Here is a 13,813-nt window from a genome sequence, read left to right as displayed (position 1 = left end):
CTGCCGTTTTCTATTGTGTGCTTGCTGGCGGTTTAGCCCGCCCGGCACGGTTTGAACAGATCCAGAGCCCCGTCGTAAACCTTGGTCTGCACATCCATGATCCCCAGCATGGAGTGGAACAAATTATCGTGGGAGAAACGCTGACTGCTCGCCTCCGCTGCCAAGCAACCCATATCAAGCTGGCGATCGGCCTGCAACTGGGGCGAGAACCAGGTCAGCAGCGGCACCCGGGTCTGATCATCCGGCGCGAACTTGTATGGTGTGCCGTGCAGATAGAGCCCCATGGCCCCAAGGGATTCGCCGTGATCGGAGAGATAGACCAGTCCCACATCGTACTGGCTCTCCAGCGACTTGAGCTTGTCGATCAGTAGCCCCACCACCTTGTCGGTGTAGCGGATGGTGTTGTCATAGGTGTTGACCAGCTCTTCGTTGCTGCAGTTTTCAATGTCGCTGCGCGGGCAGTCCGGCATAAAGACGCGCTCGCTGGCAGGGTAACGACGAAAATAGGTCGGACCATGGCTGCCCATCAGGTGAAAAGCCACCAACTTGTTGCCCTTCATGCCGGCAATCTGCTGATCCAGCCCCTCCAGCAGCACCTCGTCATAGCAAGACTCCCCCTGACAGAGCGCAGGATAGGATTTGGGGAGGATCTCGATGGTCGGCACATTGCGGCACACCCCTTTGCAGCCGCCATCATTCTCTTTCCACAATACCGAGACTCCGGCATGTTGCAGCACATCGAGCAGGCCGTCACGGGAGCTGGCGAGCTGGTCATCGTAACCACGGCGCGTGAGGTTGGAGAACATGCAGGGCACCGAAACCGCAGTAGCCGTACCGCAGGAGCGCACATTCCTGAACGACACCACCCCCTGCTCTTTGGCCGTGAAGCTGTTGGTTGCCTTGCCATACCCGTTAAGGGAGTAGTTCTGGCTGCGCGCCGTCTCCCCCACCACCAGGAACATCAAAGTCGGCTTGCTTCCCCGGGCCACCACCCTGGCATCGGTCCCCAACTGCTGGTAAGGGATCGGCGTGGCAAACAGCACATCACGCCCATATTTGTAGAGGCCGTGCACATAGTTGGCAGGCACAATCTCTTTGGCCAGCGACTTGTTGTTGCGCCCGACCGAGGCGTAATCCTGATAGTAAAGTGACGCGACGCCCCCGATAAACAGCAGAGAGATAGCCAGTGCACCAGCCCGCAACGCCAACCCATGATACCAGCGAGCCGGATAGCGGATCCGCAGTGACCAGAGCACCAGAACAGGCAACAGCTCGGTCAGCAGAAACCAGAGTGCAACTGAGCCATTCAAATAGGCCCCCGCCTCACCACTGTTGGTCTCCACTATGTTCTGGATCATGCCTGCATCAAAGATGACGCCGTATTTGAGCATGGCGTAGCTGACGATGGAGCCAGTCAGAATGAGCACGGTAAAAAAGGGCTTGAGCACAAACCGGAACGTGAAGGGAATAAACACGGCATTGAGCGCCGCGATCAGCACCAGCGGGATCGAGATGGCAAATCCGGCTTTGACATGGGTCAGGGCGCTGAGCACCGTATAGAAATGCAAAAAGATTGGCCAATTCAGTACCAGGGCGAAAAAGAGTACCAGCAACAGATTGGTCTGCAGTACACCGAGAGTTACACGCATAAACAACTCCTACATACCGGCCTGCAGTGCAGCGGGCCGGCCAAGCCAACAAAAACGACGGGGCCAGCGTAGGAAGTAAAACTTAAGCGCGAATTAAGAGGAGAAGCACGGCGCTCGTGCGCCCCATCACAGCACGGGGTGCTCCGCTGCCCCGAAATGGATTTTTAGTTGTCTATCCATCGGATTTTGCTAGCTTGTTGAGTAGGCATTCACGAAATGCAGGTTAACCGATGGCACTGATCCAAGCCTCGATAGAGCAATTGAGAGTAGGCCACTATATCCATCTCCCCACGGGATGGACTAACCACCCGTTTATGTTCAATACCTTCAAGATCAAGGATCAGCAGCAACTCGACATTCTCCGTCATCTTGATCTCACCCTACTGATGGTCGACCCCGACAAGAGCGATCTGCCCATCGAGCCGCTGCTGCGCGGCGATATCCCGGATGCCGGACCTGATCTTGATGAGCTGGAAGAGCTGATTGCCTCGGGCCCGCCCCCCTTTGACGAAAAGGCCTTTCGCCGCTCCATGCGCGCCGCCGACAAAGCCTTTGGCCAATCCATGAGCGAGCTGCGCGATGCACTCGGGGCACTCAACCTCAAACCGGATGAAGGGCTGGCCAATACAGCCCAGATTGTCCGCAATGCCGCCTTCACCCTCAGTCAGCATGAAGGGCCTCTCGGGCTCCACCTTATTCGCAGCCCCCACACCGATATCCTGCTGCAACACAGCCTCAATGTGGCTTTTATTGCCATGCTGATGGCCCGCGAACTCGGCATGAACCCCATCGAGATTGAGGAGACGGGACTTGCGGGACTTATCCACGACATCGGCGAACTGAAAATCCCGAGCCAGATCACCCAAAAACGGGGGGATCTCAACAAGGCCGAGCAGAACTTCCTCAATATGCATCCCCAGTACGGGCTGGAGATGCTGACCCAGCTCAACGCCTTTGAACCGAAAATCCGTCAGGTCGCCCATCTGCACCACGAGCGGCTCGATGGCAGCGGGTATCCGCTCGGGATCAAGGGCGGGGAGATCCCGCCGCTGGCGCGATTGATCGGGCTGGTCGACTTCTACGACGAGCTGCTCCATCCCCGCAACAGCGGCAACCCGGCCGCGCCGAGTCAGGCCATCAGCCAGCTCTACAAGCTATCCCAGAAGAAGTTCGACCAGAATCTGGTCAAGTTGCTTGTCAAGGTGCTGGGGGTCTATCCGCCGGGATCACTGGTGAAACTCTCCGACGAGAGCATTGCGCTGGTGCTCTCTACCGAACCCACCATGCCCCTCAAGCCGAAGATCCTGCCCTATATCAAGGCCCAGCGGCCAGAAGCCGTCGCTATGATCGATCTGCGGGAAGATGAACGCACCATCACTGCTTTTATCAAACAGGAGGAGCTGGATGAGGGACAACGGCAGTTCTTCAACCTGACCCGCCGCTTCTGCTACTACTTTGCATTCTGAGTTATCCCCAGAAGCTGGGGATAACTCATTGGACAAACCGGAATAATTGCTCAAACCCCCATCAGAAGGTTGCCAACTGACCATGTATAAAAAACGCCCAGCCAAGGGGCCGGGCGGAGCATGCCACCTCCGTGTGGCGTATCCAGCGGATACATTCATGCTCCATGCATCAATATCAACCCGCTGCCGCTTACACAAATATCAATTTAACATGCTGATTTAATATGGTTTTATCCACTTGTTCTGGCAAACTGACGGCCCGTTGCGCCCAGTTGGGCCAACAGAACAAGATCCTGATCACACTTATTCACGGACTGGCTATTTTTTCAGCTGGCTTATGAGGAGCGTTTTTTATGCAGTTGGTTCTCTCCTTGCTGCAACAGATGAGCGTCAGCCTGGTGATCGCCTATCTCTTCTCGAAAAGCCCGCTGCTGCGCCCGCTTGCCAACTATTCAGTGAGACTACCTCACAAGATACTGATATACATCATCTTTTCTAGCTTTTGTATCCTCGGCACCTATGTGGGCCTCGATATCGATGATGCCATCGCCAACACCCGGGCGGTCGGCGCCGTCTTGGGGGGATTATTGGGGGGGCCGCTGGTGGGCTTTCTGGTGGGGCTGACCGGCGGCCTGCACCGCTATACGCTGGGGGGATTTACCGATCTCGCCTGCGCCATCTCCACCACCTGCGAGGGGTTGCTCGGAGGCATAGTGCACTGGCGGCTGATGCGATCGGGGAGAACAGATGCCCTGTTTGAACCGCGTATCGCCTTCTTTACCACTCTCTATGCCGAGATCATGCAGATGGTGATCATCCTGCTGGTGGCGACCCCGTTCGACAAATCCCTGCTGCTGGTGCGCACCATCGCCACCCCGATGATTCTGGCCAACTCCTGCGGCGCGGCGCTCTTTATCAGCATGATCCGCGACCAGCAGCGGATGTATGAGAAGTTCTCCCGGGTCTTCTCCGCCAAGGCGCTCAATATCGCCAACCGCACAGTGGGGATCATGAGTCAGGGCTTTACCCCGGAGGCGAGCCACAAGATTGCCCGCATCATTCAGGAGGAGACAGGCGTGGGGGCGGTCGCCATCACGGACACCGAGCAGATCCTCGCCTTTATCGGCACTGGCGAAGATCACCATCTGCCGGGTACCCCCATCGCGTCAGCCATCACCATGCAGGCCATCGCCCAGAACAAGGTGCTGTTTGCCGATGGCAACAGCCAGCCCTATCGCTGCAGCCTCTCCCCCGCATGCCAGCTGGGCTCGGTGCTGGTGATCCCGCTGCAGGGGGACAAAGGAGTGATCGGCACCATCAAGCTCTACGAGCCGAAGAAGCGGCTGTTTCTCAAGATCAACCACACCCTGGGGGAAGGGATTGCCAACCTGCTGTCACAGCAGTTGCTGGCCGGTCGACTGGAGCAACATCAGCGGCTGCTGGTGCAGTCCGAGTTGAAACTTATCCAGGCCCAGATCAACCCCCACTTTCTGTTCAACACCCTCAACACCATCAGTGCCATCACCCGGCGCGATCCGGACAAGGCGCGGGATCTGCTGCTGCACCTGTCGCTGTTCTTTCGCAAGAACCTCAAGCGCCAGAGTGGCCTTGCGACCCTGCTGGAGGAGCAGGAGCACTGCCAATCCTATCTGGAGATCGAGCTGGCCCGCTTTGGCGATCGGCTGACGGTGATAAACGAGATCCCGCCCCATCTGGCCACACTGCGACTGCCCAGCTTCACCCTGCAACCGCTGATCGAGAATGCCATCAAGCACGGCATCTCGACTCTGCTGGAGCAAGGGCGCATTCGCCTCTGGACCGAAGAGCATCCCGCCTGCGTCACCATCCATGTGGAAGATAATGCAGGCACTTGGCAAGCGCACCCCGCTGGCGACGGTCTGGGCATGACCATTGTCGATCGGCGACTGAAAAGCGCCTTTGGCGAGCGCTATGGCGTGACTATTGCCTGCGAGCCTGAGCAGTGGACCCGGGTCTCGTTCACCATCCCCAAGGAGCAACCATGATCCGCACTCTGATAGTCGATGACGAACACTACGCCCGCGAAGAGCTGAGGCAACAGCTGGCCTGCGATCCTGCCATCGAGATCGTGGGGGAAGCGGCCAACGCCATCGAGGCGCTGCCGCTTATTCAGCGCCTCAAGCCTGACGTGGTGTTCCTCGATATCCAGATGCCCAAGCTGAGCGGTATGGAGCTGGTCGCCATGCTCGACCCCCTACCCCGCATCGTCTTTGTCACCGCCTTTGACGAATATGCGATTCAGGCCTTTGAAGAGAACGCCTTCGACTACCTGCTCAAGCCGGTGGAGCCCGCCCGGCTCGCCAAGACCCTCGCTCGCCTCAAGCAGGATATCTCCCCGCAGCCCATCGAGCGGCTGGCCCCCACCATAGAACATATTCCGGGCTATCTGCACAATCGGGTCAGGCTGCTGCCCATCGCGCAGGTGGAGTATGCCTTCTCCGATCTGGGCGGGGTCCATGTGGCCTGTCAGGGCGAGCTGTTCCACACCCAGCTCACCCTCAAATCGCTGGAAGAAAAGAGCCCGCTGCTGCGCTGCCACCGCCAGTATCTGGTCTCCCCCAACGCCATCTTCGAGATCCGGCTGCTGGATAACCAGCTGGCAGAGATTGTCACCCCGAGCGGCGCCCGGGTGCCGGTCAGTCGTCGCTATCTCAAGGAGCTCAAAGATCAGCTGGGGCTGGACTGAACCGCGGAGTGTGCGCCTGATCACAGCCGCCGACCGCTCGGCGCGCCAAAGCGCCGCTCGGGGAGTTTCACCTGCCAGTCAGGCGCAACCGTTTTAGACTCGCTCCGCACACTAAAAAATAACAATGCAGGAGCGTAGCAATGATCTGGTTCTTCCTCTGTGTCGGCTTACTTGTGGCCGGCTACTTCATATACGGCAAATTCATCGAACGGATATTCAGCCCGAAACCCGAGCTGAAAACCCCCGCCATCACCATGGCTGACGGGGTGGACTATGTCCCCATGTCGGACAAGAAAGTCTATCTGGTTCAACTGCTCAACATCGCAGGTGTCGGCCCAATCTTCGGCCCCATCCTGGGTGCCCTCTACGGCCCGGTCGCCATGCTCTGGATCGTCTTTGGCTGCATCTTCGCCGGTGCGGTACATGACTACTTCTCCGGCATGCTGTCGGTGCGCGCCAAGGGCGCCTCGGTGCCGACCGTAGTCGGTGAGCATCTGGGCACCGCCGCCAAGCACTTCATGAACCTGTTTGCCGTGGTGCTGCTGATGCTGGTGGGCGTGGTATTTGTGCTGAGCCCGGCAGGGCTGCTCGCCAACCTCACCTCCACCGATCTGGTCTACTGGATTGTGGCGATTTTTGCCTACTACATCCTCGCGACCATAGTGCCCATCGACAAGATCATCGGTCGCTTCTACCCCATCTTCGGCGCCCTGCTGGTCTTCATGTCGGTCGGCCTCATCGTTGGCCTGATCGCCTCCGGCAAAGGTTTCTACAACACCGGGATGGACTTCTCCAACCTGCACCCGACCGAACTGCCGCTCTGGCCGCTGCTCTTCATCACCATCGCCTGTGGCGCGGTATCGGGCTTCCACGCCACCCAGTCACCGCTGATGGCGCGCTGCATGCAGAACGAAAAATCTGGCCGCTTCATCTTCTACGGCGCAATGATCGGTGAAGGGATCATCGCCCTTATCTGGTGCACCCTGGGTCTCTCCTTCTACGACAGCACCGAAGCACTCAACGCTACTATGGCCAACGGCGGCCCGGCAGCCGTGGTACACGAAGTCTCCACCAGCCTGCTCGGCACAGTCGGCGGCATTCTGGCCATCCTCGGCGTGGTGATCCTGCCCATCACCTCCGGTGACACCGCGTTTCGCAGTGCTCGCCTGATCGTGGCGGACTTCCTGAAGATGACCCAGAAGCCGCTGGCCAAGCGTCTGCTGATCGCCATCCCCATGTTTATCCTTGGCTTCATCATCTCCAAGGCTGAATTCGGGGTGATCTGGCGCTACTTCGGCTGGGCCAACCAGACCACCGCCGTCATCATGCTGTGGGCTGCGGCTGCCTACCTCATCAAAGAGGGCAAGCTGCACTGGATCTGCACCATTCCCGCCATGTTCATGACTGCTGTCGTGATCACCTATCTGGCCAACGCCCCCATCGGGTTCGGGCTGGAGATGGGGACCTCCACCATTATCGGCCTGACTGCAACGGCGGCCATTACCGTGGCCTTCCTGATGAAGTTCCGCCAGCCGCTGGTCAGCAGTACCAGCGAAGGGTAAAAACAGCAAAAAATGCAGCGAAAGCAGCACAAAAAAGGCGCCTGATGGCGCCTTTTTTAATGACAAAAAGACTAATAATGCAACTGTTGAACGGCTTCAGCTTCAATACAGCGAATAGCTTTAAGATTCCGGGCGAACTGACGATAAATATGTGATTCTTAATTGCTTTAGTGCTTGTTGGAACCAATGATTAAGCTGTGCGTCATGCCAGTGGAGGTTATAAATGGCCCTTGATTATTTTGCACTTGGTCTGCTCGTCTTTGTCGGACTGGTCATTTTTTATGGAGTCATCGTTATCCACGATATTCCTTACGAGATTGCCAAACATCGGAATCACCCTCATCAGGATGCCATTCACGTGGCAGGTTGGGTCAGCCTGTTTACCCTGCATGTGCTGTGGCCCTTCCTCTGGATCTGGGCAACCATCTATCGCCCCGATCGCGGCTGGGGCTTTAGCCAGCGGCTGCAAAAAGATGAAGAGGAGCTGGCGGCCCTCAAGCAGGAGTTGGCGGATCTGAAGAGCCGTATCAACACTATCGAACAGAGTGAGCAACAGGGATAAACCATGGACCTGCTACTGATCCTGACCTACACGGCGCTGTGTGTCGCCATCTTCAAAATCTTCCGCATCCCGCTCAACAAGTGGACCGTCCCCACCGCAGCACTGGGTGGCGTGCTGCTCATCGGCACCCTGATCATGCTGATGAACTACAACCACCCCTACTCCGAGATGGCGCGCAACTACTACGTCTCCACCCCCATAGTGCCGCTGGTCAAGGGCCGGGTCGTTGAGGTTCCGGTGCAGGCCAATCAGCCGGTGAAGAAAGGAGATGTGCTGTTTCGCCTCGATGATGAGCCGTTCCGCCTCAAGGTGGATAGCCTCACCGCACGGGTCGAATCCAACCGCGAGCACCTCAAGTCCATCGAGGCGAGACTGCGCTCCGCCAGACTTGATCGGGATCGTGCCAGCGACCTGATGCGCCGTGGCGTGGGCAAGCAGCGTGACCTCGACGTCACCCAGGCCAACGTGGATGACATCGTGGCCCAGATTGACCAGCAGAAAGCCATCCTGAACGATCTGCAAGCCCAGCTGATGGAAGCCAAGTACCAGCAGTCCCAAACCGTTGTCTATGCCCCGAGCGATGGTCATGTGGTACAGCTGGCCCTGCGCCCCGGCATGATCGCCACCCCCTTCATGTATCGTCCGGTGATGACCTTCATCCACAAGGATGACACCGCCTACGTCGGCTGGTTCTGGCAGAACAGCATGCAGCGACTGGCGGTGGGCGATGAGGCCGAAGTGGTGATCGATGGCGTACCCGGCAAGATCTTCAAAGGCAAGGTAACCGCCGTGGTTCCGGCCATTGCCGCCGGTAACGTGCAGGCCAACGCCGGTCTGCTGGATCAAACCACTGCGGTGCGCCCGGGTCGTCTGCCGGTGGTTATCTCCATCACCGACCCCGAGTGGGCCAAGTATCAGGTAATAGCAGGCTCCAGCGGGCAGGCTGCCATCTATACCCACTACTTCCACCATGTATCTGTGATGCGCAAAGTACTGCTGCGCATGGCAAGCTGGATGAACTACATCTTCCCGTTCCATTGATCAGCACCCAAGCACCCTGCGGGCCGGCATCATGCCGGCCCGCTGTTTTTGTGACGGCAAGCACCCTATAATGGCGCCATCCTGCACCACCCCACATCGACACACCCAAGCCTGCATGTTCGTTCTCAGACCCTATCAGACCGACGCCGTCAACGCCGTGATCAGCCACTTTCGCAAACACCCGGATCCCGCCGTGGTAGTGCTGCCCACCGGTGCCGGCAAGAGTCTGGTGATCGCCGAGCTGGCCCGCAAAGCGCGCGGCCGGGTGCTGGTGCTGGCCCACGTCAAGGAGCTGGTGGAGCAGAACCACGCCAAGTACGAGGCGTGGGGGCTCAAGGCCGACATCTTCGCTGCCGGCCTGGATCGCAAGGAGGCAAGCGCCCAGGTGGTGTTCGGCTCGGTGCAGTCGGTTGCCCGCAATCTGGCGGCCTTCGACGGGGCGTTTTCGCTGCTGATCATCGATGAGTGCCATCGGGTATCGCTCGATGATGACAGCCAGTACCATCAGGTGATCGACCACCTCAAGGTCGCCAACCCGGCCCTCAAGATCCTCGGCCTCACCGCCACCCCCTATCGGCTCGGGCTGGGCTGGATCTACCGGCGCCACTATCACGGCATGGTCAAGAGCCACGGCGAGCGGCTGTTTGGCGACTGCGTGTTCGAGCTGCCCTTGCGTTTTATGGTCAAAAACGGCTACCTGACCCCACCGCGCATGGTGGATGCTCCCATAGTCCACTACGACTTCAGCAAGCTGGTGCCGCGGGAGAACGGCCTCTTCAGCGAGGCAGATCTCAACGGCGAGCTCAAGCGCCAGCAGCGGGTCACCCCCCATATCCTGAGTCAGGTGCTGGAGTATGCTGCCGACCGGCAGGGGGTGATGATCTTTGCCGCCACCGTCGAGCACGCCCGCGAAATTCACGGCCTGCTTGGCGCCCGAGGCCAGCAGGCAGCTCTTATCACCGGCGAGACGCCGGGGCCGGAGCGCGATGCCCTCATCAGCGCCTTCAAGGCGCGGGAGCTCAAGTTTCTGGTCAACGTGGCGGTGCTCACCACCGGCTTCGATGCCCCCCATGTCGATCTTATCGTGATGCTGCGCCCCACCGAGTCGGTCTCCCTCTATCAGCAGATCGTCGGACGGGGCCTGCGTCTCTCGCCGGGTAAGGAGGATTGTCTGGTGCTCGACTATGCGGGCAACAACTTCAACCTGTTTGCCCCCGAAGTGGGGGAACCTCGCCCCCACGCCGGTACCGAGCCGGTGCAGGTGCCCTGCCCCGCCTGCGGCTTTGCCAACACCTTCTGGGGCAAGACCGACGAGGATGGCAAGGTGATCGAGCACTACGGCCGCCGCTGTCAGGGGCTGTTTGAAGATGACGAGGGTAACCGCGAGGAGTGTGATTTCCGCTTTCGCGCCAAGATCTGCCCCGGCTGTGGCGCGGAGAACGACATCGCCGCCCGCCGCTGCCAGAGCTGCGATCAGCTGCTGGTGGACCCTGACGACAAGCTCAAAGAGGCGCTCAATCTCAAGGATTGCATGGTGATCCGCTGTGCGGGGCTAACCCTCACAGCAGGGCGCGGCAAACAAGGGGAGCGGCTGGAGGTGACCTACCACGATGAGGATGGGCTGACCCTCAGTGAATACTTCGGATTTCACTCCCCGGGCGCACGGCGCTTGTTTCAACAGCACTTTGTGCGTCATCATTGGCCCGCCCCGGGGCTGGAGCCCGAATTTGCCACCCTGGCGAGCGTGCTGGCCGCGCAAAGCCAGTTCCGTCATCCGGATTTTGTTATCGCCCGCAAATCGGGTCGCTTCTGGCAGATAAAAGAGAAAATTTTTGATTATGAGGGTCGCTATCGTACCGCCAACTCGATGGCATGATGGCGACCAGCATACATGGCATGAATTGCATTACCCCCGTCGATCCCGCATCGGCTGGTTGAATTATCAGGGTCGGCACCACTGCCGGGCCCTTCATCACGTTAGAGGATGTTATGCAGCGGCTGTTGATTGGTTTTTGTGCTCTTTTTTCTTCTCTGGCGACTCATGCCGCCCCGCTGACGCCCCCTCAGGGTGGCCAGTACGCCATCATGGTGCAGGGCAATAACGGCGTCGAGTTCGCCCGACATGCGGATCAGATGATCGCCCCCGCCTCCACCATGAAGGTGCTCACCGCGCTGGCGGCCCGCCTCGAGCTGGGTGCCGACTTCCGCTTCGCCACCGACATTCAGGCCCAACCCGGTGCCAAACAGGGTGACACCATCAACGGCGATATCTGGATCAACTTCGTCGGCGACCCCACCCTCTCCCGTATGGATCTGCTGGCCCTGTTCAAACAGCTCGGCGTCACCAGCATCAAGGGCAATGTCTACGTCAACACCGGCGCCTACAACGGCTACGAGCGCGGTAACGGCTGGTCGTGGGGAGATCAGACCCTCTGCTTCGCCGCTCCTGTCTCCTCGGTCATCATCGACAAGAACTGCGCCTACGGCACCATCACTGCCACCCAGATTGGCAAACCGGCGGTGGGCAATGTGGCTACCGGCGTGCCCATCGGCATCGGTGCCGACAACGTGGAGGTGATGAGCTATGGCGACATGGCGCGCCAGTTCTGTGCGCTGGAAGTGGACATGGCCAAGGGCAACTTCTACGAGCTCAAGGGCTGCATCACCCCGAACAAGGAGCCGCAGGGTCTGCGTTTCGCCATTCACGATGTGGAAGCCTGGGGCTGGGACAACATCCGCTGGGCGATGAACCGTGCCGGTATCAAGCATGACGGCCTGCTGCGGGTCACCCACAAGGCCCCGGAAGGGGCAGAGACCCTCGGCACCCACTACTCGGTCTCCCTGCCGGTAATGCTCGCCAAGATGCTGAAGAAATCGGACAACCTCTATGCCGATACCTTCCTCAAAACCGTGGGCCGTCACTACTACAACAAGCCGGGCAGCTATCGCAGCGGCACCATGGCAGTGCGCGCCATCCTGACCAAGAACGGCATCGATCTGGGCAACGCCACCCTGGCAGACGGCTCCGGTCTCTCCGCTCACAATCTCATCAGCGCCCGTCAGATGATGTCGGTGCTGAACTTCATCCAGAAAAATGATGCCGAGCTTGGCCTGATCAAGCTGCTGCCAAGCTCGCAGGTGGATGGCACCCTGGCGTGGCGCCGCAGCGTCACCGCCCCCATGATGAAGAACAAGGTCCATGCCAAGACAGGTACCATCACCGGCACCTCCAATCTGGTGGGCTTTATCGACACGGCAGGCGGCCAGCGCAAGGCGTTCGTGATGTTCCAGCGCGGTCTGTCCCAAGATCCGGCCACCCATGAGCGCTATCGTGCCAGCAAGGCCCCTTGGCCCTGGACCGTATTCGAGAAGGGGGTGCTGGAGAGCATCTATCAGCAGCAGCCTATCCAGATCGCCGATGAGAGCTGATCCAATAGGCCCACTCGAATCAGGGTATCGATAATTTCGGCTTCAAGTCGCCACGAGGCAGGGCTATGCTGTTGCCTGCCTCATATCAACGGCCATACAAAAACGGCTTAAAAAACGGAGAGAAAATATGTTTGCAGTGATTTTTGGTCGCCCGGGTTGCCCCTACTGTGTCCGTGCCGTACAGATCGCCGAGCAGCTGACCGAACAGCGCGATGACTTCAAATTCCGCTACGTGGATATCCATGCCGAAGGGATCACCAAAGAAGATCTGGCCAAGAGCGCCGGCAAGCCGGTCAATACCGTGCCGCAGATCTTCCTGGATGAGCAGCACATCGGTGGTTGCACCGATTTCGAAGCCTACGCCAAAGCGAATCTGGGTCTCTACCAGTAATGCCTGCGGGTCATCCCGAACGGGTTGACCGCTAGAGCTTATAAAAAATCCGGCGCCATCAGGCGCCGGATTTTTTATGGGCAACACGCACACATCATCCCCGATCAGGGAGTCACAGACTGGGCGGCAAAACGCGCAATGATGGGGTTGTGATCCGAGCTGTCGGTCGCCGGTGAACTCACCTCGACCAGATCCAGATTGCGGTAGTAGAGGTGATCCAGCGGGCGACCGAAGGCGGTGCGGCGCAGGTCAGGCACCGGCACGGCCTCTTGCAGCCCCAGCTCGTCCACCAGTTTATTCAGCCAGAACTGGCGCTTGTCGCTCCAGGTATTGAAATCACCGGCCAGGATCACCGGCCCCTGATGGCGGCGCACCAAGGCAGTCAAATCGTTGAGCTGCTCGCGGAAGGTGGCCATCCCCAGTTCGAAGTTGACCGCATGGATATTGATGACCATCACGCCATCAGGATCGCCCTGCAGCGGATAGAGGCTCACCAGCCCGGATTTGGGGATGCGCAGCAAAGGCTCGGGGGAGCGCACACCACAGACGAACGCCTGCGGGGTCTTGGCCACCGTCATTACCCCGAACGACACGCCGCCCTGGGTGAAGGCTTGCAGCTGTTGCCACTGGAAATCACCGGCGCGCAGCCAGTCGAGCATATCGGGACGGGTGGCCGACTCTTGCAGCAGCACCAGATCCTGCCCCTTGGCATAACTGTCCATCCCTTCACGCCAGTTTTTGCGCTGGCCCTTGTAGAGATTCCACACCGTCACCCCGAATTCACGGGGCAGCGCCGTGGTCGCCAGCGCCACCAGCGGCGGACGCTGGCAGTCGAGTCCCGGCACAATCCCTTGAGCTGTGACCAGATGGTTCTGATCCGGCACCTCAAAACAGCCTACCAACCCCAGGGTCAGCAGGGAGGTGCCAAGAATGCGATAACTATTTTTCATTGGCTAACAACCGCCCGCCTTTGCTTTTTGTTGCGACC

General features: G+C 59.0%; 11 protein-coding genes. 9 read left to right on the top strand and 2 right to left on the bottom strand.

Annotation, left to right across the window (positions count from 1 at the left end; translation table 11 throughout):
- Positions 1–32: 32 nt before the first annotated feature.
- On the bottom strand, positions 33–1,649 hold the full coding sequence (locus I6L46_RS03320) for a phosphoethanolamine transferase (protein WP_216977395.1): 1,617 nt from the start codon (positions 1,647–1,649) through the stop codon (positions 33–35).
- A gap of 230 nt (positions 1,650–1,879) precedes the next feature.
- Between I6L46_RS03320 and I6L46_RS03315 the strand changes: the two genes are divergently transcribed.
- The 9 genes from I6L46_RS03315 (at position 1,880) to I6L46_RS03275 (ending at position 12,825) form a co-directional block, all read left to right on the top strand.
- Positions 1,880–3,115, top strand: a complete 1,236-nt coding sequence (locus I6L46_RS03315) for an HD-GYP domain-containing protein (RefSeq protein WP_040066103.1) — start codon at positions 1,880–1,882, stop codon at positions 3,113–3,115.
- A gap of 353 nt (positions 3,116–3,468) precedes the next feature.
- Positions 3,469–5,139, top strand: a complete 1,671-nt coding sequence (locus I6L46_RS03310; RefSeq protein ID WP_216977394.1) for a sensor histidine kinase — start codon at positions 3,469–3,471, stop codon at positions 5,137–5,139.
- Positions 5,136–5,840 carry a two-component system response regulator BtsR gene (gene btsR, locus I6L46_RS03305; RefSeq protein WP_005350523.1) on the top strand — a complete coding sequence of 235 codons (705 nt, stop codon included), beginning with the start codon at positions 5,136–5,138 and terminating at the stop codon, positions 5,838–5,840. Before I6L46_RS03310 ends, btsR begins: the two co-directional genes overlap by 4 nt.
- Before the next feature lie 140 nt (positions 5,841–5,980).
- On the top strand, positions 5,981–7,402 hold the full coding sequence (locus tag I6L46_RS03300) for a carbon starvation protein A (RefSeq protein WP_005350521.1): 1,422 nt from the start codon (positions 5,981–5,983) through the stop codon (positions 7,400–7,402).
- Positions 7,403–7,625: 223 nt separating this feature from the next.
- On the top strand, positions 7,626–7,964 hold the full coding sequence (locus tag I6L46_RS03295) for a DUF3302 domain-containing protein (RefSeq protein ID WP_005337862.1): 339 nt from the start codon (positions 7,626–7,628) through the stop codon (positions 7,962–7,964).
- A gap of 3 nt (positions 7,965–7,967) precedes the next feature.
- A complete protein-coding gene (locus I6L46_RS03290) occupies positions 7,968–9,005 on the top strand; it encodes an HlyD family secretion protein (RefSeq protein WP_216977393.1) in 1,038 nt (345 codons plus the stop codon).
- Between the two features lie 115 nt (positions 9,006–9,120).
- Entirely contained in the window at positions 9,121–10,881 is a 1,761-nt protein-coding gene (locus I6L46_RS03285) for a DEAD/DEAH box helicase (RefSeq protein ID WP_216977392.1), read from the top strand.
- Between the two features lie 113 nt (positions 10,882–10,994).
- Complete coding sequence (gene dacB, locus I6L46_RS03280; protein WP_203116158.1) at positions 10,995–12,434, top strand: D-alanyl-D-alanine carboxypeptidase/D-alanyl-D-alanine-endopeptidase; 1,440 nt, start codon at positions 10,995–10,997, stop codon at positions 12,432–12,434.
- 94 nt (positions 12,435–12,528) lie between these two features.
- On the top strand, positions 12,529–12,825 hold the full coding sequence (locus I6L46_RS03275; RefSeq protein ID WP_224970215.1) for a GrxA family glutaredoxin: 297 nt from the start codon (positions 12,529–12,531) through the stop codon (positions 12,823–12,825).
- Positions 12,826–12,929: 104 nt separating this feature from the next.
- Here the strand turns inward: I6L46_RS03275 and I6L46_RS03270 are convergent, their stop codons facing one another.
- Positions 12,930–13,775 carry an endonuclease/exonuclease/phosphatase family protein gene (locus tag I6L46_RS03270; protein WP_005337873.1) on the bottom strand — a complete coding sequence of 282 codons (846 nt, stop codon included), beginning with the start codon at positions 13,773–13,775 and terminating at the stop codon, positions 12,930–12,932.
- Positions 13,776–13,813 lie beyond the last annotated feature (38 nt).

Origin of the sequence: Aeromonas sp. FDAARGOS 1416 (genome assembly GCF_019048085.1) — a bacterium.
Lineage (GTDB): Bacteria > Pseudomonadota > Gammaproteobacteria > Enterobacterales > Aeromonadaceae > Aeromonas > Aeromonas veronii.
The sequence above is the reverse complement of the archived record's forward strand: the minus strand, read 5'-3'. Positions and strand labels throughout refer to the sequence as shown.

Excerpts from the sequence above, each read along its gene's own strand:
- I6L46_RS03320 (WP_216977395.1), bottom strand. The coding sequence starts at position 1,649 with ATGCGTGTAACTCTCGGTGTACTGCAGACCAATCTGTTGCTGGTACTC.
- I6L46_RS03315 (WP_040066103.1), top strand. The coding sequence starts at position 1,880 with ATGGCACTGATCCAAGCCTCGATAGAGCAATTGAGAGTAGGCCACTAT.
- dacB (WP_203116158.1), top strand. The coding sequence starts at position 10,995 with ATGCAGCGGCTGTTGATTGGTTTTTGTGCTCTTTTTTCTTCTCTGGCG.
- btsR (WP_005350523.1), top strand. The coding sequence starts at position 5,136 with ATGATCCGCACTCTGATAGTCGATGACGAACACTACGCCCGCGAAGAG.
- I6L46_RS03300 (WP_005350521.1), top strand. The coding sequence starts at position 5,981 with ATGATCTGGTTCTTCCTCTGTGTCGGCTTACTTGTGGCCGGCTACTTC.
- I6L46_RS03290 (WP_216977393.1), top strand. The coding sequence starts at position 7,968 with ATGGACCTGCTACTGATCCTGACCTACACGGCGCTGTGTGTCGCCATC.
- I6L46_RS03285 (WP_216977392.1), top strand. The coding sequence starts at position 9,121 with ATGTTCGTTCTCAGACCCTATCAGACCGACGCCGTCAACGCCGTGATC.
- I6L46_RS03310 (WP_216977394.1), top strand. The coding sequence starts at position 3,469 with ATGCAGTTGGTTCTCTCCTTGCTGCAACAGATGAGCGTCAGCCTGGTG.
- I6L46_RS03295 (WP_005337862.1), top strand. The coding sequence starts at position 7,626 with ATGGCCCTTGATTATTTTGCACTTGGTCTGCTCGTCTTTGTCGGACTG.
- I6L46_RS03270 (WP_005337873.1), bottom strand. The coding sequence starts at position 13,775 with ATGAAAAATAGTTATCGCATTCTTGGCACCTCCCTGCTGACCCTGGGG.